Consider the following 19,775-nt stretch of genomic DNA (forward strand, 5'->3'; position numbering starts at 1 on the left):
CCCGAACTCAGAAGTGAAACCTCTTAGCGCTGATGGTAGTGTGGGGTTACCCATGTGAGAGTAAGTCATCGCCAGCTCATTAATTCAAAATCCCCCTAGCTTAAACAGCAGGGGGATTTTTTTATGCTTTTAATAAAGTTATAGTGCTTCAATATAAATAAAATTATTAAAAAATAATCCATGTATAGAAAATTTTATCCCAGCTATTTGCTGTTAAATCTCTGTATTTCAGTTATTTTTGTGGCTATTGGTATGTATCCTGATCATGTGTTATTGAACTACTGGATGGTGGTAATACATTGGATTCTCGGAATTGTGCTGATGTATATATTGATTATCCGTTTACCGCTTTTTAATCGCTTTTATATTAATCGAAAAAAATTACATTATTCTATTGTACAAACCCCAATATATAAGCATGCAGAGTATAAGGCAGCACCCGTAATGTCTGGATTAGTGGTCTTTGGCTTGGTGTGTACCGTGTTATATGTATTCAACATGACAGAGTTTTATGTTGAATATGCGTTTATTGCAGGCTTATCTACAGGGAATATGAGTTTTTATTATGCTCTCTAAACCATCTCTAAGGTTCATTGAACTGCCGACTAGTATTTTTCAATGTAGTTCCTAATCCTTCTTTAAGAGTAGGATGATAGAAAGGTTTAGTAAGCAGCTTATCTCAGGTCATACTTTCGCCGCTTAGCTAGGTGAAAGCTGTCTATTTCCGTAGTGGGTAAGGTGCTACAAAAGTAGGATAAGCAATAAATAAAAAGAAACCCCATCATCCTGACGGGGTTTCTTCGTATTTCGTGCTTTAGGTATAACTCCTGTCGTACCTCACGATCCTGGTGTACAAACTTATTATTGTTGTTTTTCGTTTGGGAAACATCCTGTTTCCTGATGAATTTAGAATACGAAAATTCTGTGTGTACGCCTAGCCTCAATTATCTTCATTCAATGTAAGCCAAAACGTACAAGGAGACTGAACTATTTATTGGAAAATTTCAGCCATAAAAAACCGCCTATGTCAGGCGGTTTGGAATCAGACTGCTTAAGCAAACATTTGGCTTGCTGCGCAATATAGAATCCATAGAATCGCAATTGCTACGACAGGTTCCAAAACTTTGGCCCAGCCTGGAACAGTCGGTTCTGCTGCGACTGTGCTTTCTACTGGCGCATGATCGGCTTGTTGATGTAACATTTGATTAAACTCCTTCATCGTATCATCTAATGATAGCTCTTCTTGGGGAAGGGGTTTAGAGCCCTTTAACTCTGTTAGCTCGTTTGTTGACCAAACCCAATCATCTGCCTGACCTGACAGATGTTCAATTTGACCCTGTAGCAGCTCTTTTAAGCCGTTGCTGCCAAAGTTACCGGTTTCATCCAGCTGTTTTAATTCGGTCAGTTGCAGGCTTAAAATTTCACTAATACCGTGTTCGAGTTCAGGTTTAGGCAGTTCAGACTGGTTGTGTACCGAAGTGGTCAGATGACGGGACACTTCCTGAATATACAGCGGATCGAGGGTCTTGATTTCCTGATAGAGCTTATTGTCATCTTCGCGCCACAGACGAATCAGTTTGCCTAGAGTTAGCGCATTGAGTTCCTGGATATATGCATTGCGGCTATCAGCATCGTACTGCTGCAAAAGCTGAGGCTTTTGAATTTTAACCTGATCGCTAAAGTATTGTACTAAATCAAAAGCCATGCATTTACTCCTATTTCTTTTTTAATCTAATAATCTTAGGCTTGGTTTTTTCTTTGGTGTTTCAGTTTGTTCCTCTGTGCTTGATTTTAAAGCATTTGGATCATTTTGGATATGTTCATATTCACTTGGATCAAAGAATAAACCCTGGCCATTTTCGCGAGCATAAATCCCCAAAACTGCAGCAATGGGTACATAAATATCGCGTGCTACGCCACCAAAGCGCGCCGAAAAGCTGATGGCATCATTGGAGATGTGCAAGCCATGGACTGCATGTGGCACGATATTTAACACAATCTGGCCATCCTGAATGAACTGCTCTGGCACCATGGTGTTGGGTTGGGTGGCATCGACCAGAATATGCGGTGTAAGCTGGTTGTCGCAAATCCATTCATAAATGGCACGCACTAGATAGGGACGGGTTGGGCTTAAGTTGAGTTCCTGTTCAGACATATCTACTCTCTACTTATTTATTAAAAATTCGCTATAGCGGTTTTTTTCCTGCACGGTTAAGGATTTTACAAATGCAGGGCGACTAAAATTTCGCTGGCAATATAAATGAATCGGGCGGCAATGCTGTTTTGGCAGTTCAATGCCCATGGCTTTCAGGCGCAGGAAAATTGGGGCCAGCATACAATCCAGGATGCCAAAGTTTTCCGCCATAAAATAAGGGAAATGCTGAAATAATGGTGTGAGTGAGACCAGTGTATCACGAAGCTGCTTTTGTGCCTTGGCCTGTGCTGCGCTATTCAGGGTATCTTCATGGCAAAGCAGGATATCGGCCAGCTTTAGCCAGTCCTGCTCAAAACGCCAGATGTATTGGCGCTGCTCTGCGCGGGGTGCTGGTGCATCGGCATAGAGCTTGTTTTGCCGGTAGCGGTCATCAACATATTCGGAAATAATTGGGGCATGGAACAGTTTTAAATCTTGCTCTACCAGCATGGGTAGGCGATTATAAGGATTCAGGCTGGCTAAATCTTCATCTTCATGGTCGACCAGGACCAGATGATATTTAATATTCTTCTCAGCCAGTACCAGGCGAATCCAGTGCGAGCGGAAATCGTCTGCATGACTGTATAGTGTAATTCCCTGTAGCGGTGTATTTTCCAAGGACATAAATCAGTAAGCAGCAAAATGAATCAGTTAGGATACTAAAATTCAACCTAAAAAGCACGAAGCGAAAAAGGATGAATCGGGTGAAAATGGGTTAGATTATAAAAAAATAACAGGAGCGGCGCAGTATGATGATAAAACTTGTGTTTCTGATGTTCTGCTTAGGAATTGGGGTAGTGAACTATTATTTCAGCAAGGCCTTCTGGCTGCATGAGGGCAGTTGGGGTAAAGATGTACCTGAACAATAAATTCTTTTATCTTTAAAATAACAGCCAATAAAAAAGCCTTGGATAAACCAAGGCTTTTTGTCCAACTCGGTAAACGAATTAACGTTTAGAGAATTGAGGACGTTTACGTGCTTTACGTAAACCAAGTTTCTTACGTTCAACTTCACGAGCGTCACGAGTAACGAAACCAGCTTGACGAAGAGCAGGTTTTAAAGTCTCGTCAGAAGCGATTAATGCACGAGTAATACCGTGACGGATCGCGCCTGCTTGACCACCGATACCACCACCAGCAACAGTGATGTAAAGGTCATATTTTTCAGTTGCTTCAAGAAGCTCTAAAGGTTGACGAACAACCATACGAGCAGTTTCACGACCGAAATATTGCTCTAATGAACGGTTGTTGATCACGAGTTTACCAGTACCAGCAGATAAGAAAACACGTGCAGTTGCGGTCTTACGGCGACCTGTACCATAGTTAGTAGCCATGTGCTGTATCCCTTAGATATCCAAAACTTGTGGCTGTTGAGCAGTATGAGGATGCTCGCTACCAGCGTACACTTTCATTTTCTTGATCATTGCATAACCAAGAGGACCTTTTGGCAACATGCCTTTCACAGCGCGTTGGAAGATTTCTTCAGGTTTGTGAGCAACTAACTTTTCAAAGTTAGTTTCTTTTAAACCGCCTGGGAATTCAGTGTGGCGATAGTATTTTTTGTCAAGTGACTTGTTACCAGTTACTTGAACTTGTTCAGCGTTGATAACAACGATGTAGTCACCAGTGTCAACGTGAGGAGTATAAGAAGTCTTATGCTTACCGCGTAAACGACGAGCGATTTCAGTCGCAAGACGACCTAAAGTTTTGCCAGAAGCATCAACAACGTACCAGTCGTGTTGAACTTCAGCTGGCTTAGCGCTGAGAGTTTTCATTAAACCACTACCTATTATAGTTGGTTTGGACGGTGAATCAGTCCAAACAAAAAGGAGACGAGATTCTAAACGAAATTGTCGAGAACCACAATGAAAATATAAAATTTCAAGCGCTGTATTTTAATCAAAATCCTGAGAAAAGAAAAGACTTGCCAAGAACATCCATCTGCCGTGCCTAGTACTGATCAACTTTCAGCTAAATATCCGCCTTCAAAAGCAGTTTAGATTGCCCCAAAACCGGCCAATCTGCCCGAATCTTCAGCAGAATTCACGGCCGCTGCGGTCAAAGTCTGCTTATAATGGGAGATGCCTTATTGTTTAGGATCAATCATGCTGCCTTTATATGTGACCAGTGGTGAACCTGCCGGCATTGGCCCGGATATTTGTCTGCATCTTGCCGACCGTGTAGATGAGCGTCCCGTTGTGGTTCTGGCCGATCTGGCCATGCTGGCCCAGCGTGCGCAAGTGTTGAAGATGCCGGTAGAACTGATTGAATACAGCGGGCAAACTGCTTCTTCAGAAAAAGGGCAGCTCTATGTCGAGCATGTGCCTTTACAGCAAGCTGTGGTGATGGGCGAGCTGAATCCGCAAAATGCCGCTTATGTGTTGGAACAGCTACGTCGTTCGGCCGATTATGCCATGTCAGGCAAAAGTGTCGGGGTAGCGACTGCGCCGGTACAGAAGTCAGTCATCAATGACGCTGGTATAGCCTTTAGTGGCCATACCGAATATTACCAGGAGTTTGCGGGCGTGCCGCGCGTGGTGATGATGCTGGCCACCAAAACCCTAAGAGTGGCCCTGGCCACTACGCATTTACCGCTGCGTGCAGTGGCTGATGCGATTACCGCTGAACGTCTGCATCAGGTGATTGATATTCTCATCCACGATTTAAAATCCAAATTTAAAATTGAGCAGCCGAATATTCTGGTCTGTGGTTTAAATCCGCATGCCGGTGAGGGCGGTTATTTGGGCATGGAAGAAATTGAGGTGATTAATCCGGTGCTGGAAAGCTATCGCGCGCAGGACATCCAGATGAGTTTAAGCCTGCCGGCTGATACCTTATTTACTCCGGAAAACCTAAAAGATGCCGATGCGGTTCTGGCGATGTATCACGATCAGGGCTTACCTGTGCTAAAATCGCAAGGCTTTGGTGAAGCCATCAATATTACTTTGGGCTTGCCGTTTATTCGCACTTCAGTTGATCATGGCACAGCACTCTCCCTCGCAGGCAGCGGTCTTGCGAAAAGCTCAAGCCTGAATGTGGCTGTTGATTTGGCGCTGGATTTAGCGCGTCACTGATCTTGTCTTTATTACACGTTGGAAATCTTTATGTATCAGATTAATGCCTTAAACCCGAAAGATGAAGGGCACCACACGCGCAAGCGTTTTGGTCAAAACTTTTTACATGACCAACGTGTGATTGCGAAAATTGTACGCTCGGTCAATCCGCGTCCGGGCGATAATATTGTTGAAATTGGCCCGGGTCTGGCGGCCTTAACTTCACCATTAATTGGTGAATGTGATGCCTTGACCGTTGTGGAACTGGACCGTGATCTGGCTGCCGGTTTGCCGGGGCGTGTGCCACATCCGGAACGTTTAACCATTATTGAAACCGATGCGCTGAAATATGATTTTAGCAATCTGTTTGAAGATGACCGTCCACTCCGTGTGGTGGGTAACCTGCCGTATAACATTTCGACCCCACTGTTGTTCCATCTCTTGGAGTTTGGTGACAAAGTCAAAGACATGCACTTCATGCTGCAAAAAGAAGTGGTCGACCGGATTACGGCTGCACCAAATACCAAAGAATACGGCCGTTTGTCGGTGATGATTCAGTATTACTGCAAACCAACTTTCCTGTTTGAAGTGCCACCGGGCTCTTTTAGCCCGCCACCAAAAGTGACTTCTGCGGTGTTTCGTTTAGAGCCGTATGAGGTGAAACCGATTGTGGCGAAAAATGAAAAGGCTTTATCGCGTCTGGTTTCGCATGTGTTTACCCAGCGTCGTAAAACCTTGCGCAATAGCTTAAAAGGCATGCTGGCAGAAGATGGTTTTGAAAAAGCCGGTGTCGATCCGATGGCACGTCCAGAAACCCTGACCCTGGCCGAATTTGTGGCTTTGGCAGATCAAATGGTGGTGTAAAACAACGATGGCACGTTATAACTATGTGATTGGCGATGTACAGGGCTGTTTTGAAGCCCTGAAAGCCTTGCTCAAGGAAATCCGCTTTGATCCGGATCAGGACTTTATCTGGTTTGCCGGTGATCTGGTGGCACGTGGTGAAAACTCGCTTGGCGTGTTGCGCTTTGTCAAAAAGCTGGCCGATCGTGGTGTTGCGACCACAGTGCTGGGCAATCATGACCTGACTTTGCTGGCTGGTGCACGTGGCCTGAAAGAGATTAAAGACAAAGACCAGACCCGCGATGTGATTGATGCCATCGACAGCGATGAATTGATTGACTGGTTACGCAAGCAGCCGTTATGTGTCTGTCCGAATGAATCGACCATCATTACCCATGCCGGTATTCCGCATTTGTGGGACGCAGAAAAAACTCAGGCGCTGGCCAAAGAAGTTGAAGCGGTGATTCAGCATGACGATTTTGCGGTGATGGATCATTTTCTGGCCGAGATGTTTGGCAAAGAGCCGGCCCTCTGGTCAGATGATTTGCAAGGCAATGAACGCTTACGCTGTATCGTCAACTATCTAACCCGCATGCGCCTGACCGATGCAGAAGGACGCCTGGAGTTCAGTTTTAAAGACAGTCTGGACGATCCGATGCCGGCCGGCTTTAAACCGTGGTTTGAATATGTTTCGGCTGCAGCTGAAACGCATCAGATTATTTTTGGGCACTGGGCCGCGCTGCAAGGCAAAACTATTTCCGCCCAGATTCAGAATGTCGATGGGGGCTGTGTCTGGGGGCATCAACTGGTGGCTTATCGTTTGGAAGACCAGCAATTGTTTACAGTGGATAATCCACTGGAAGAATGGTAACAATATTTTATCTTTATAATTTAAAAATGTGATGTCGAAATGAAAACAGCCACCTATTAAAGTGGCTGTTTTTTTGAATTTTATTGAATTCGAATCCAAGTTTGGCTGCGCCCTAGTGTAGACACCCCCATATAAGCGCGCAAAGTCAAACGCTTACCTGTCGAGTTGAGGCGGATTTTTGCATCGTAAATACGACCTGCCAATGGATCAATTACGCGTCCTTTTTCGTAATTATTGCTATCTTTGACTTGTTTTAAGCCTTTTAAAATATCCATCCCTAAAATAGGTTGGTCAGTATAAGGCGCAGGACACTTATTACAAAGTTCACGTGGGGTATAACCTGGACGTGGAGTTACTTTAATAATTTTACCCGTATAGGTTTGATTGGCTTCTTTACGAATTTCGATGACAGCTTTAGGTGAGCCTGTTTTATCATCAATTTGTTGCCAAGTCCCTGCTAAATCTTGTGCCATCGCCAAAGTGCTTAGACTGCCGAAGATGACGGCTATTCCTAAAGCCAATTTCTGAATCATTTTATTTCCCTTACTCGGTCTTTGCGGCTAGTCTAATCTGTGAATTGACTGACACAAAGTCCCGAGTATCTAGAAAAAATGACCGATGCGACACAATTACTCGCTTATTGTTGGCGAATCCACGTTTGTGTCCGACCAATGGCTGAAATTCCGACGTAACCACGTAAAGTTAGACGTTTATTATTAGACGCTAAACGGCCTTTCAGGCTATACATTTTGCCTGTAAGTGGATCTAAAATACGTCCATCGGCATAGTTGTTATTTTCCACATGCTTTAAGCCATGAATAACTTCCAAACCCACCAAAGGTTTGTTGGTATAAGGTGCAGGACAATTCACACACATAGTTTTTGGAGTATAGCCTGGTCTTGGTGTGACTTTAATAATTTTACCTGTAAAGCTGCCATTTTCAGCTTGGGTAATTTCAATAAGTGCTTTAGGTGAGCCTGTTTTGTCATCAATACTTTGCCAGATACCCGTTAGGTCTGATGCAAACGCTGAGCCACTGAAGATGAAGCTTGCAAATGCGCCCATCAATACATTTTTCTTCATATCAGTTCCTTTGATTGTCGAAAGTTATCACAGAGGTTAATTCAAGGTATAAAGCGAGTTGTGGAAGGAGTCAAGCGATTTGAGAGGTAATTAATTTTAAAGTTGCAACTAAGATGCAGAAAAACCAATAAAAAATGCCACGAACGTGTGGCATTTTATGTGAAAAGAGAAGTGATTAATTATTCGCTTTTAATCCAAGTTTGGCTGCGTCCTAAGGCCGATACACCGACATAACCTCTGAGGGTTAGACGTTTACCGTTGCTGCTCAGTTTAGCTTTGGTACTGTAAATATTGCCAGACAGCGGATCAATAATCTTGCCGCCGCTATAGTTGTGTTTGCCCTTATACGCCAGTCCTTTTAGTACATCCATGCCTAAAATGGGCTGATTGGTATAAGGCGCAGGGCAGTTGACACAGGTTTCTTTTGCTGTGTAACCCGGACGTGGCGTTACTTTGACGATTTTAGCGGTATAAGTGCCATTAGCTTCTTGACGAATCTCTAAAATGGCTTTGGATGAACCGGTTTTATCATCAATATTGCGCCAGGTACCGGAGAGATCTTCCGCGAAAACGCCAGCACTGAATGTGGCTGCCAGAAGTGCCACTGTATATTTAAATTTTCCCATGTTTCTATCCCTTTAATACACTTCAAAAAATTCAATTTTCATCTTAAGAATATTTTTTCATCAACACAAGATGTAAATATTGATTCTTGAGTCACATTTTTTGAATAAAGAGTATAAATGTTGGCAGCCAGACTGCGGTAAACACGGCATTCACCGCCATCCCAAATGCAGCATAACGACCGGCCACACTACCGCGTTGCCAGGCCTGTGCTGTGCCAATCGCATGTGCGGCAAGGCCTAAGGCCAGTCCTGAGGCGCGCTCATCATTAATATGACGCAGCAGCAGCGGTGAGAAAGCGGCACCAATCACCCCGGATAAAATCACAATCAGAATGGCCAGACTGACCGGCGCTTCCAGCAGGGTGGCAATATTGATGGCAATTGGCGTGGTCACGGCACGGGTGGCAAATGCCATGATGTCATCCCCGGCCATATGTAAGAGATAGGCCAGTCCCATTGGCAAGGCTACGGCGCTGATGCTGGCAAACAGCAAAATGCCCAGAATGGCTTTGAGCGGCAGATCATCATAGCGCATGGCCGCCAGCGGAATCGCCAGTGCCACGGTCACATAACCCAGCAGATGGTTAAACAGCGGATTGACCTGTGCCATATAATCTTCATAGGGAATGCCAAATACATACAGCAGTAGCACAATAAAAATCATGCCAAAGACAATGACCGGAATTTGCGGCAGTTTCTGGTTACAGGGTTTGGCAAGCAGATAGGCCACCAGGGTGATTAAAAAGCCATAAACAATTGCGAGCATGTTTTAATCTCCTAGAGCCAGCGTTTGGCCATTTTGGCATACAACCATAACGGCAGTAGGGTGCTGAGAAACAGCACCACCAGAAAAGCCGGAATTTTATTGCCCATATGGGTCAGCATCAGCAGTGAGCCGGCACTAATCGGTAAAAAGGCAAACGCACTTTCTTTCATGATTTTATTGTTGGTATCGACAATCCGGGCTGGAATTTTATGCAGTCGGCGCCACAGGAAAAGCACCACCAGCAGGCTGAGTAAACCCATCAGGTTGCCCAGTTCAGGATGGTTGAAATAGGTCGCAATCCAGACGGCTGTTTCACGAAATACAATAATTAAGAGAAGTGTGCCAATCCAAGCTGGCCAGTCGATACGTTTAAGCCTGTTCATTTTTTATCAGTCGGTCATATTTTACTGTTCAAGTTTTAACTGATCTCATCATCAATTTCAAATTCTTCTAAAGGCCGTTTAAATTGCTGAGCCTTGGCACCCAGAATTTCGTCCAGCGGCAAGTGCGCCTGACGGATCATCTGTTCCAGTTTGGCAGGGGCCATATTTACGCGCAGATTCAGTTGTCCCTGCTCATCATAGTGCTCGGACTGAATCACATTCAGTTCATAAAACTGGTTGCGTAATTTGCCATAGGCCGGTTTTAATACCACATCAAAACTTTGAATCTGGCCCATCAGACATTCATGTACCGCCTGACGTAACAGTTCCAGTCCCTGACCCGAATGTGCTGAAATATACACTCGCTCCGGCTGATGAGGCTTGGCATAGACAATTTTGGCCTGCTCGCCGGTGCAGTCGATTTTGTTATAAACCCTGAGCACCGGCACATCTGCGCCAATTTCTTTCAGGACGCGCTCAACTGCTTCAATCTGTTCCAGCATGTCCGGACTGCTGGAATCAATCACATGCAGCAACAAGGTCGCTTCCAGAGTTTCTTCCAGCGTGGCCTTAAATGATTCCACCAGCGAGTGCGAGAGATTACGGACAAAACCCACGGTATCGGCCAGCACCAGCGTACCAATCCCATCCCATTCCAGCCGGCGTAAGGTCGGGTCGAGCGTAGCAAAGAGCTGATCGGCGGCGTAGACATCGCTATTGGCCAGAATATTAAACAGCGTCGATTTGCCGGCATTGGTATAGCCAACCAGTGATACGGTAGGAACGGCGGCTTTTTGACGGGCCACACGACCCTGCATACGGGTCTGGCGGACTTTATCCAGTTTGGCTTTCAGCTGGCCCATACGAATTCTTAACAGGCGGCGGTCGGTTTCCAGCAAGGTTTCACCCGGACCACGTAAACCAATCCCGCCTTTTTGACTGTCCAGATTGCCGCGGCTACGAATCAGGCGTGAGGAGAGGTGATGCAATTGTGCCAGCTCGACCTGCAATTTCCCTTCATAGGTCCGGGCGCGCTGGGCGAAAATATCCAGAATCAGCTCGGTCCGGTCGACCACACGGCATTTCATGATTTTTTCAAGATTACGTGCCTGTGCCGGCGTCAACGCATGATCGAAAATCACCAGTTCAGCCTCGAGTTCTGCAACCAGCGCAGCAATTTCGTCCGCTTTACCAGAACCGATAAATAACTTGGCATCGGGTTTAATCCGCTGGGCAAACACATGCTGCAAAACTTCAGCACCTGCAGATTTTGCAAGCAGATGAAATTCTTCTGCATCAAGGTCTTCTAAAATCTGTACGCTGACGCTCACGAGCACAACGCGTTCACCACCTTGATGTTGCTGGTAATCTGGCACCTGGGCATTTCTCCTCATGAAAATTCTATTCTAGAGCAAAAAGCGCCAGCTGCGTGAACTAGATGAAGATGATTACAGCAGCATGACAAAAAGCAGGCGAATCCTCACAATCCTCAATTTGGAATCAGTATCATCCTCTTTGTGAGAGGGAGGCATGGAAAGCTTGATCGTTGTATCTGATTCATCAGCATGATCATTACATCAAGGGATTTGCTGTGGATTTATCCATTGCAGCAAGACTGTAGAAGAATTGGTATAGCGCATTTCAATTGAGCGATCTGGACAGTTTTTCGATGCTTATGATCAATGTCTGGTCAATTGCTTCAAGATAGAATACAGTTCTCTGAACAATTCTTGCTGTGATTTTCGCAATTCACGATTATGCTATGTCTCAAGTTTCTTTATCTTCATCCGCTTCAATGAATAGTCTGTCCAAATTTTTTCTCTATTCTAAAAAAATCACTGCCGGTCTGGCAGCGGTGAGCGAAGGCTTTTATCTGGTGTATCGTCACAGCTTGTATAAGCAGCCGAATAATCCGCAGAATACCCGTTATGTGCAGCATTTTTGCCGTCAGTTGTGCAAGGTGTTCAATATTGAAGTCGAAGTGCATGGAGAAATTCCCACCCAGCCGGCCTTATGGGTCAGCAACCATGTGTCATGGCTAGATGTGCCGGTGCTCGGTTCAGGTGCGCGGGTATTTTTTCTGGCCAAAGCTGAAATTGAGCAATGGCCGGTGTTTGGAAAGTTGGCCAAAGGTGGCGGGACCTTATTTATTAAACGCGGTTCGGGAGATTCGATTAAAATCCGCGACCAGATTACCCAGTTTTTAAAACAGGATGTGCCGGTACTGTTTTTCCCGGAGGCCACGACTTCGGATGGGACTAAAATTAAAAAAGTACATGGCCGTTTATTGGGCGCGGCAATTGAAGCGCAGCGTCCGGTGCAAATCTGCCTGATCTGTTATATCAACCAGCAGGGCGAGCTGGATACCGTAGCGCCGTTTATCAATGAAATGACCTTTATTGAGCATGTTAAAAATGTGCTGGAAATGCCAAAGGTCACCGCACATTTAATGGCTCTAAACCCGATTTCGGTAGAAGGGCATACGGTGGAAAGCCTGACCTCGCTGGTTCAAAACAAGATGATTGAGGGCTTGGAGCAGCTGCATCAAAAAGTCCTGATTCAGCAGGCCAGTGCTTAAGCTTTAACCTGTGTTGCAGGCTTACATAAAGCCCTCAATTGGCAGCCAGGAAATGATTTTCATGGCTGCTTTTTCATACCATTTCATTTTTGGTTCTTTAACAAATACGCGTTCTTCACCTTTGCTATTTACGACACGCCAGTTAATGTTGTTTTGTGCATCCAGCACCAGACGGTAAGCATATTTGGATAAATTGGCATCCATGGTCTGATGCACCGATCTCGCCAGCGTCGGACTGTTGAGCAATACGCCAATTTCACTGTTTAAATAGGCCGAACGCGGATCAAAATTAAAAGAGCCAATAAAGACCTGTTTTTCATCCAGTGCCATCAGTTTGGCATGCAGGCTGGAACGGCTCAGACCTTTTAAGCTGACTTTGGCTTTTTTCGACAGTTCTTCGGTATTGCTGTTCAGATGCTCGGCCTCGGGTGCATATAAAAACTCATACAGCTCGACATCATTTTCCAGTAAGTCCTGACGGTATTTGGCATAAAACGCGTGTACCAGCGGAACGTCATTGGCCTTATAGGAATTGGTCAGTACCCGCACCTGTACGCCGTCATTGGCCAGCTGTTTTAAGCGGTCAGCCCCGGATTCTTCCGGTACAAAATAGGCCGAAATAATATCCACACTTTCAGTCGGTTTTTCCAGATGACTGAGCAGCTGGAAATTCAGTAATTCTTCTTTGGGTGCGCGGTCTTTAATCTTGCTTGGCGAGTCTTTCACCACTTCTGCTTTGACCCAGTCAAACTGGATTTTGTGGTTAAACCACTGTTCAATGGCTTGGGAGCGTGTGGCTAAATCAAGATAATTTTGTACCGCCACTTCTGCAGAATGGTCTTCGAGCTGCTGTTTCAGGCTTTCATAACGCAGATGATGCTGCTGTGGATTGACCAGCTGCTTGACCGAATAGGCATAATCATCATTCCAGTATTCATCAAAGGAGTGAATGATTTCATCGGAGGCAGAACCAACCAGCATCACATCGACATCGGAAAACTGATAGCTGTCGCTGACGTTATAATACTGGTTACTCATATTGCGCCCGCCAATCAGGGCAATCTGGTTATCGGCAATAAAGCTTTTATTGTGCATGCGCCGGTTGATACGTTTTAAATCTAGCACCATGTCCATGGCGCGGTATTTACGGAAGCGGTACGGATTGTATAGCTTGACGTCGATATTGCTGTGCTGGTCCAGCGCCAGATAAATACCTTCCATTTTCTTGGCATTGTTATCATCGACCAGCAAGCGCACTTTCACGCCGCGATCAGCTGCGCGAATAATTGAATGTAGTGCCAGCGCCCCGATTTTGTCGTTGTCCCAGATATAATATTGCAGGTCTAGGGTTTCTTCTGCCTTATCAATTAAATACAAGCGTGCTGACAGGGCTTCCAGCGGATCGTACAGCACCCGATAACCGGTCAGCTGCGGATTTTTTTCACGCAGCGGCAATACAATCTGGGCCAGATGGGTATGCTCGGTTGGCGTTTCAAAAGCCATTTGAACCGGATGTTCAATCTGTTTGGGCAGGGTTGAACAGCCACTGACTCCCAACACTAAACTGCAACTCAACAGCATGGCCGCGGTAGAAGAAGACATAGAACTTCTCGCGTATGTATTTGATTGCAAATTAAATTTGTCAGGATGTATCATATTGTCTAAAACAAGTCCAAAATTTGGTTTGAGTATAATTGCCAGCTGTGAAAAGATAAATATAAGAACGGACGAATTTAGTCGCCGGGGGAGAGTCGGGCATAACTATGTGGGATAGCCAATCAATTATACTGTATTTCTATATCGGCCTGGCCATATTGGCAGTTTGGGCTGTGTCGCAGGCATGGCGTAGTCAGGCCAATACAGAAACGATTCATCCCTTTAAAGCCTTTGTGCATCTGCTGGCCTTTTATCTGTCTTACTTATTAATTCCGCTGTTTTTCTTTAGTATTTATGCCGGCTGGATTGGCTATTACTCCTTGCATGAAGCCATTTTTATCGGGCTGGTCAGTGGTGTGCTGGTCTATGCGCGTTTTATTGAGCCACATCTGATTCTGGTCAAAACCACCCGCTATCAGATGCTGCCCGATCAGCCCTTGCAACGCCCGGTCCGAATTGCCCTGATTGCCGACCTGCACATTGGTCTGTTTTCCGGGCATGAACGCCAGCTCAAGCAGATTGTCGCCAAGATTAACCAGGAAGAACCGGAAATGGTGCTGGTGGCAGGTGACTGGACCTATGAGCCGGAAAATAAACTGGCCGATGAACTGGCAATACTAAAAGAGATTAAAGCGCCAATTTATTCCGTGACCGGCAATCATGATGAACAGTATCCCGGACCGCCGATTCAGGAACTGCTCAAACATGCGCTTGAGGTTAATCATGTGATTGATATTGAAGGGCAGATTGTCGAGTTTGACGAGTTCCGCCTGATTGGGATTGGCGATTTATGGTCCGGCCGTACCGATATGCGCTATATGCCGGATTTACCGCAAGACAAGCCGTGGCTGATTTTGTCGCATAACCCCGATACGGTCGATATGGTGCCGAAATTGCCAACTCATCCCTTAATGCTGTCGGGGCATACCCATGGCGGTCAGGTGGAATTGCCGTGGCTGACCGATTATGTAATGAAACGCGTATCGATTGTCGGCCATAAAAAAGGCCTGTACCGGCATGAACATGCCGATGTGTTTGTCACTGTTGGTACTGGGATGGTGGGTGTGCCATTTCGTTTTCGGGTGCCACCGACCATTGATATTATTGAACTCTGCTAATGCCAAAAGGTGGGCGTTTTAAAAGACCCACCACAGCAAGGCAATCAGAATCACGACGCCAATCAAGACCAATACCCCGATATTCAGGCGGTGATTGTTCCGGTTTAAATCTTCAATACCATTTGCCGCTGTTTCGACCGGGGCTTGTGCTTCGGTATGTAGCTGCGGGCGCGGTGGATCTTCAGTATCAAAATAAGGTGTGCTGATGTCGTCTATCGGTTTGGGGGCACATTCACCCTTGGAGGCATCCATGGCCAGACCGTGCTGGCGAATCAGTTCATCAATCAGCTGCTGGGCTTCTGCTTCAGTCAAATGACTGTCTGTTCTGAGGTACTGCACCGCTTCATGGCGTTTGCCATCATCCAGCAACAAAATAACTTTCACCAGTTGTTCTTCCCGAAGGGTTTCAATCAGACAATCCATACAATGACCTGCTGGTGGGGATAAGCTTTTATTGTTTCTAAACTTGGCCAGATGCAATAGTGTGTTTGTGTATGATTTTGCATCACAAATAAAAAACCAGCGTTCTCTACGCTGGTTTTTCAGTCAGATGAACATTTTAAATCTGGCTGTTGACATCATCATGCTTGGTTTCACGAATTGCCAGGAAGGCCAGAAGTGACAAGATAGATGCAGCAGTCAGGTAATAACCCACGGCAGCCAGACCATATTCGGTCGCCAGTTTGGTGGCAATCAGCGGTGCAAAAGAGGCACCGAAAATACCGGCCAGGTTAAAGGTCAGCGCAGAGCCGGTATAACGTACCGAAGTCGGGAAAATCTCTGACAGGACGGTCCCAATTGGACCATAGGTTAGCCCCATAATCGCCAGACCAATACACAGGAACAGGAACACCACCAAGGTATTGCCGGATTCCAGCATGCTGGCAAAAACCAGACCAAAGAGCGCCGATACAACACACACACCAATAGACGTGGCTTTACGGCCGAATTTTTCTGCCAAAATCGCTGAGAGTGGAATAAACGCTGCAAAGCACAGGGTAGCAATCAGCTGTAATTCCAGGAAGTCGGCGCGGCTATAACCGAGCTGGGTGGTGCCCCAGTTGAGCGCGAATACCGTGGTCAGATAGAACACTACGAACGTACAGATCGCGGCAATGGTGCCTAAAATCAGCATGCCCCAATGTTTGGTCATGACTTCTTTAAACGGTACATTCACTTCTTTCTGTTTGTTTAAAACATTCTGGAAAGCCGGTGTCTCATGCAGTTTTAAACGAATCCACAGACCAACAATCACCAGTAAAGCACTGGAAATAAAGGGAATACGCCAGCCCCAGCTCATGAATGCTTCTTCGCTCATGAACGCGCCTAACAGCAGGAAGGAACCGGTGGCCAGAATAAAACCAATTGGAGCACCCAGTTGCGGGAACATGCCGTACCAGGCACGTTTGCCTTCCGGTGCATTTTCGGTGGCCAGTAAAACCGCACCTGACCATTCACCGCCCAAGCCCAGCCCCTGACCTAAACGGCACAGGGCCAGCAGTAACGGTGCGGCAATGCCGATTTGTGCATAGGTGGGTAACAGGCCAATGGCTACAGTGGAAATCCCCATGGTCAGCAGCGCAGCGACCAGGGTGGCTTTACGCCCAATACGGTCACCGAGGTGACCAAACAGTGCCGCGCCAATCGGGCGGGCAATAAAGGCAATGGCAAAGGTGGCCAGAGACTGAATGGTGGCGGTCATTGGATCGGTACTGGTTGGGAAGAACAGGTACGGGAAAATAATGACCGCAGCAGTCGCATAAATATAAAAATCGAAGAATTCGATGGTAGTGCCTACCAGACTCGCGGTGAGGACACGAAATTTTGAGTTCGTTGGTGCTGCTTCTTCATTGATTGCAGCAGAAGTTGATGACGCCATGAATGACCTTACACTTATTAAAAATAAAAAATTAGTTTTACAAGCGTAATCTTTTTAAAAAAGGCGTAATTTCTTAAAAAAACAACGGCAATCGTTTCGATTCAACGCGCTCAGGGTCACTGAAATGGAGAATCAAAACAATTAAATCACGTACAGATAGATAGACAGAAAATGTGATCCTGCCCCGATCAATACAAAAATATGCCAGATAGCGTGTGTGTATCTTACCCGTTTTAACGCATAAAACAATGCACCAATCGTATAAGAAATTCCACCAATCAATAAAAAAGTTAGCGCAGGTGGACTTAAAAAGCGTTGCATATCATCAATCACCAGAAGTGCTAACCAGCCCATCACCAGATAGGCAATCAGTGAAATTTTCTGAAACCGGTTGATGAAAACCAGCTTAAATACAGTGCCAATCAGGGCAATAATCCACAGTGCAATTAACAGATATTGCGCTTTGGCAGTAGGAATGGCGATAGACAGAAAAGGGGTATAGGTGCCAGCAATTAAATAATAGATGGCGGTGTGATCGAGCTTTTTATACCAGCCGCGGCGCTGTGGGCTGTCGGCATAATGGTACAGACTGGACGCCGAAAACAATAGGAACATACTCAGCGCATAGACCCACAGCCCGATCCAAGGGCCAATACTTAAATAACTGCCTTTAATCACTAAAAAAATACCGGCCACCAGCGCCAAAGCCGCGCCTATGGCATGGCTGATGAAGTTCATTCGTTCTTCAACCGGATCGTAGTCGGGTGCCAAGGGTGCATTCATAAGCGTGGGATCGTTATAATTAAAATATACGAATGTATAGTAATTCAATTTTGCATTTCGCGTAAGACGCTTTACACTTTAGCTGCAATTCATTTCAGGTTTTACTCATGTCTCAATTGGCGACTTCTCCCAATCCGGAACAACAATTTCTAGATACATTTCAGCAAGCCATTGAAACACAGCGTTTTGAGCGTTTAATTCTGAGTCAGTACAAAGGCGAACTTGAACAGCTGGAAAAAATGACCTTCCGGGTCATTTCTTTACAAAATGAAGCTGTACTGAACTGTGTGTACCGATATAAAACCCAGGATGTCACCAAAAACTATCCGCTCACTGAGGCAGTGGCTCAGGTCAGCGCGCTGCTAGGCTGCTGCAAACAGGCCAATTTATTGACCCTGGATGAAGACCTGCAGCTGAAAAAGAACAAGAAAAAAGCCATGCTGATGGTGAACAAGAAAAAAGCTGAGGTTGCACCGGCAACTGTTACGCAAGGTCATGACCGCAGCAAACAGCGTTATGTCGAACAGGACAGCCCATTTTTGCAGCATTTAAGCATTACCGATCAGCATGGCCAGATCATTCCGAGCATGGCGCGAAAATGGAAACAGATTAATAAATTTGTGGAAATTTTCTCCGGGGCGGTGGAGCAGCTCAACACTCAAGATCAGCCCTTGCATATTGTCGATTTTGGTTCCGGTAAAGGCTATTTAACTTTTGCCCTGTATGACTATCTGGCCAAGCATCAGCAGACGCCGTATGTGACCGGTGTGGAACTGAATCCGAAAATGGTCGCGTTCTGCCAGCAGGTGGCGCAAGATTCCGGCTTTCAGCAACTGGACTTTTTCCAGGGCGATGTCCGTACCTATGCACCGGAACAGCTGGATGTGATGATTGCCTTGCATGCCTGTGATGTCGCCACCGACTTTGCCATTCACACCGGCATTCGCCTGAATGCACAAATGATTATGTGTGCGCCGTGTTGCCATAAAGAATTGCGTCCGCAGTTACAGGCACCCAAAGTGCTGCAACCGATGCTGCACTTTGGAATCCATGCCGGACAGCAGGCGGAAATGCTCACCGATACCATCCGGGCCTTATTGCTGAAAGCCTATGGCTATGAAACCAAGGTGTTTGAGTTTGTGTCACTGGAACATACCAGCAAAAACAAGATGATTCTGGCCACCAAACGCAAAGACTATACTGCGCCAGATGCGGCGGTGCTGGCCCAGATTCAGGCCTTAAAAGAACTCTATGGCATTCAGAAACATTCGCTGGAGCTATTGCTGAATGATCAGTGGGACCAGCAGGATATCGGACGTAAATGTTAAGGATAAAACAATGAGCCAGATCAGTATTCATGCCGGCAGCTGGCAGGACTTGCAGGCCGATGCCAAAGTAATTCGTGAAGCGGTTTTTATTCAGGAGCAGGCAATTGCCCCGGAAGATGAATGGGATCAGGAGGATGCAGTAGCGCTACATTTTGTCGCGTATGCACAGCAGCAGCCAATCGCTACCGCACGTTTGCTCTCCAACCATAGCATTGGCCGGGTTGCGGTCTTAAAGTCTTACAGAGGTTTAGGTCTGGGCAAGAAAGTGATGGAAGCCATTATTCAGCAGGCCCAGCAGGAGCAGCGTCCTTTTCTGGTGTTATCAGCACAAGTCTATGCCACCGGTTTTTATCAGCAGCTTGGTTTTCAGGTCGAAGGTGAGGAATATCTGGACTGTGGCATTCCGCATATTCGGATGCGCCGTGAACTGCACCCAACTGAAGAAAAATAGCAATCTGCATCCAATAAAAAAGCGGACGTGAAGTCCACTGCTGTCCCATAGTTTGCTTTAAATAAAAAAACCTGAGTCCTAACAGTTAAAATATGAGTGTAAACAAACACTTTAACGACCAGGATTCAGGTTTTGTCACATCAGAATACCGTATTTCATGAG

Annotated in this window: 22 protein-coding genes; 7 read left to right on the top strand and 15 right to left on the bottom strand. The window is 45.9% G+C overall.

Annotation, left to right across the window (positions count from 1 at the left end; translation table 11 throughout):
- Window positions 1-1,051 precede the first annotated feature (1,051 nt).
- The 5 genes from FTU54_RS13530 to rplM all read right to left on the bottom strand — a co-directional run bounded on the left by FTU54_RS13530 (window position 1,052) and on the right by rplM (window position 3,969).
- Window positions 1,052-1,705: a hypothetical protein gene (locus tag FTU54_RS13530; protein WP_005175723.1), complete on the bottom strand. Its 654-nt coding sequence runs from the start codon at window positions 1,703-1,705 to the stop codon at window positions 1,052-1,054.
- Window positions 1,706-1,726: 21 nt separating this feature from the next.
- On the bottom strand, window positions 1,727-2,155 hold the full coding sequence (locus FTU54_RS13535; RefSeq protein WP_005175725.1) for a ClpXP protease specificity-enhancing factor: 429 nt from the start codon (window positions 2,153-2,155) through the stop codon (window positions 1,727-1,729).
- A 9-nt stretch (window positions 2,156-2,164) separates the two neighbouring features.
- Window positions 2,165-2,818: a glutathione S-transferase N-terminal domain-containing protein gene (locus tag FTU54_RS13540; RefSeq protein ID WP_180047298.1), complete on the bottom strand. Its 654-nt coding sequence runs from the start codon at window positions 2,816-2,818 to the stop codon at window positions 2,165-2,167.
- Between the two features lie 323 nt (window positions 2,819-3,141).
- Window positions 3,142-3,528, bottom strand: a complete 387-nt coding sequence (gene rpsI / locus FTU54_RS13545) for a 30S ribosomal protein S9 (RefSeq protein ID WP_004785251.1) — start codon at window positions 3,526-3,528, stop codon at window positions 3,142-3,144.
- Between the two features lie 12 nt (window positions 3,529-3,540).
- Window positions 3,541-3,969 carry a 50S ribosomal protein L13 gene (gene rplM / locus FTU54_RS13550; RefSeq protein WP_004857442.1) on the bottom strand — a complete coding sequence of 143 codons (429 nt, stop codon included), beginning with the start codon at window positions 3,967-3,969 and terminating at the stop codon, window positions 3,541-3,543.
- A gap of 330 nt (window positions 3,970-4,299) precedes the next feature.
- On the opposite strand from rplM, the gene pdxA reads away from it, so the two are divergent.
- From pdxA to FTU54_RS13565, 3 genes are read left to right on the top strand one after another with little or no spacing between them, the layout of a single operon-like run.
- Window positions 4,300-5,268: a 4-hydroxythreonine-4-phosphate dehydrogenase PdxA gene (gene pdxA / locus FTU54_RS13555; RefSeq protein WP_160243510.1), complete on the top strand. Its 969-nt coding sequence runs from the start codon at window positions 4,300-4,302 to the stop codon at window positions 5,266-5,268.
- A gap of 30 nt (window positions 5,269-5,298) precedes the next feature.
- Window positions 5,299-6,111 (top strand): 16S rRNA (adenine(1518)-N(6)/adenine(1519)-N(6))-dimethyltransferase RsmA, encoded by an 813-nt coding sequence (rsmA, locus tag FTU54_RS13560; protein ID WP_180047300.1) that lies wholly within the window; start codon window positions 5,299-5,301, stop codon window positions 6,109-6,111.
- Between the two features lie 7 nt (window positions 6,112-6,118).
- Window positions 6,119-6,961, top strand: a complete 843-nt coding sequence (locus FTU54_RS13565) for a symmetrical bis(5'-nucleosyl)-tetraphosphatase (RefSeq protein WP_104472009.1) — start codon at window positions 6,119-6,121, stop codon at window positions 6,959-6,961.
- Between the two features lie 80 nt (window positions 6,962-7,041).
- Here the strand turns inward: FTU54_RS13565 and FTU54_RS13570 are convergent, their stop codons facing one another.
- The 6 genes from FTU54_RS13570 to hflX all read right to left on the bottom strand — a co-directional run bounded on the left by FTU54_RS13570 (window position 7,042) and on the right by hflX (window position 11,214).
- On the bottom strand, window positions 7,042-7,494 hold the full coding sequence (locus FTU54_RS13570) for a DUF2147 domain-containing protein (RefSeq protein ID WP_180047302.1): 453 nt from the start codon (window positions 7,492-7,494) through the stop codon (window positions 7,042-7,044).
- A gap of 104 nt (window positions 7,495-7,598) precedes the next feature.
- Window positions 7,599-8,045: a DUF2147 domain-containing protein gene (locus FTU54_RS13575; RefSeq protein WP_005175748.1), complete on the bottom strand. Its 447-nt coding sequence runs from the start codon at window positions 8,043-8,045 to the stop codon at window positions 7,599-7,601.
- Window positions 8,046-8,224: 179 nt separating this feature from the next.
- On the bottom strand, window positions 8,225-8,671 hold the full coding sequence (locus tag FTU54_RS13580) for a DUF2147 domain-containing protein (RefSeq protein ID WP_163142734.1): 447 nt from the start codon (window positions 8,669-8,671) through the stop codon (window positions 8,225-8,227).
- 91 nt (window positions 8,672-8,762) lie between these two features.
- Window positions 8,763-9,437, bottom strand: coding sequence for an LrgB family protein (locus FTU54_RS13585; protein WP_016659801.1), 675 nt, complete (start codon window positions 9,435-9,437; stop codon window positions 8,763-8,765).
- A gap of 11 nt (window positions 9,438-9,448) precedes the next feature.
- Window positions 9,449-9,820 carry a hypothetical protein gene (locus FTU54_RS13590; protein ID WP_045794996.1) on the bottom strand — a complete coding sequence of 124 codons (372 nt, stop codon included), beginning with the start codon at window positions 9,818-9,820 and terminating at the stop codon, window positions 9,449-9,451.
- 35 nt (window positions 9,821-9,855) lie between these two features.
- Window positions 9,856-11,214, bottom strand: a complete 1,359-nt coding sequence (gene hflX, locus FTU54_RS13595; protein ID WP_034597358.1) for a ribosome rescue GTPase HflX — start codon at window positions 11,212-11,214, stop codon at window positions 9,856-9,858.
- Between the two features lie 368 nt (window positions 11,215-11,582).
- On the opposite strand from hflX, the gene FTU54_RS13600 reads away from it, so the two are divergent.
- On the top strand, window positions 11,583-12,398 hold the full coding sequence (locus FTU54_RS13600) for a 1-acyl-sn-glycerol-3-phosphate acyltransferase (RefSeq protein ID WP_034597361.1): 816 nt from the start codon (window positions 11,583-11,585) through the stop codon (window positions 12,396-12,398).
- Window positions 12,399-12,419: 21 nt separating this feature from the next.
- Here FTU54_RS13600 and FTU54_RS13605 read toward each other — a convergent pair whose 3' ends face one another.
- Window positions 12,420-14,000 carry a phospholipase D family protein gene (locus FTU54_RS13605; RefSeq protein ID WP_257222851.1) on the bottom strand — a complete coding sequence of 527 codons (1,581 nt, stop codon included), beginning with the start codon at window positions 13,998-14,000 and terminating at the stop codon, window positions 12,420-12,422.
- 161 nt (window positions 14,001-14,161) lie between these two features.
- Between FTU54_RS13605 and FTU54_RS13610 the strand changes: the two genes are divergently transcribed.
- Window positions 14,162-15,172: a metallophosphoesterase gene (locus FTU54_RS13610; protein WP_104470660.1), complete on the top strand. Its 1,011-nt coding sequence runs from the start codon at window positions 14,162-14,164 to the stop codon at window positions 15,170-15,172.
- An 18-nt stretch (window positions 15,173-15,190) separates the two neighbouring features.
- Here the strand turns inward: FTU54_RS13610 and FTU54_RS13615 are convergent, their stop codons facing one another.
- From FTU54_RS13615 to FTU54_RS13625, 3 genes are all read right to left on the bottom strand, one after another.
- Entirely contained in the window at window positions 15,191-15,595 is a 405-nt protein-coding gene (locus FTU54_RS13615) for a hypothetical protein (RefSeq protein WP_180047308.1), read from the bottom strand.
- Window positions 15,596-15,731: 136 nt separating this feature from the next.
- Complete coding sequence (locus FTU54_RS13620; protein ID WP_075167916.1) at window positions 15,732-17,051, bottom strand: MFS transporter; 1,320 nt, start codon at window positions 17,049-17,051, stop codon at window positions 15,732-15,734.
- Window positions 17,052-17,192: 141 nt separating this feature from the next.
- Window positions 17,193-17,834 carry a hemolysin III family protein gene (locus tag FTU54_RS13625; protein ID WP_005175777.1) on the bottom strand — a complete coding sequence of 214 codons (642 nt, stop codon included), beginning with the start codon at window positions 17,832-17,834 and terminating at the stop codon, window positions 17,193-17,195.
- A gap of 107 nt (window positions 17,835-17,941) precedes the next feature.
- On the opposite strand from FTU54_RS13625, the gene FTU54_RS13630 reads away from it, so the two are divergent.
- Both FTU54_RS13630 and FTU54_RS13635 read left to right on the top strand, forming a co-directional pair.
- Window positions 17,942-19,162, top strand: coding sequence for an SAM-dependent methyltransferase (locus FTU54_RS13630; protein ID WP_180047310.1), 1,221 nt, complete (start codon window positions 17,942-17,944; stop codon window positions 19,160-19,162).
- A 10-nt stretch (window positions 19,163-19,172) separates the two neighbouring features.
- On the top strand, window positions 19,173-19,613 hold the full coding sequence (locus FTU54_RS13635) for a GNAT family N-acetyltransferase (protein ID WP_005175783.1): 441 nt from the start codon (window positions 19,173-19,175) through the stop codon (window positions 19,611-19,613).
- The last annotated feature ends 162 nt before the right edge of the window (window positions 19,614-19,775 follow it).

It is taken from the genome of Acinetobacter sp. YH12116, assembly GCF_013418895.1.
Classification (GTDB): Bacteria; Pseudomonadota; Gammaproteobacteria; order Pseudomonadales; family Moraxellaceae; genus Acinetobacter; species Acinetobacter indicus.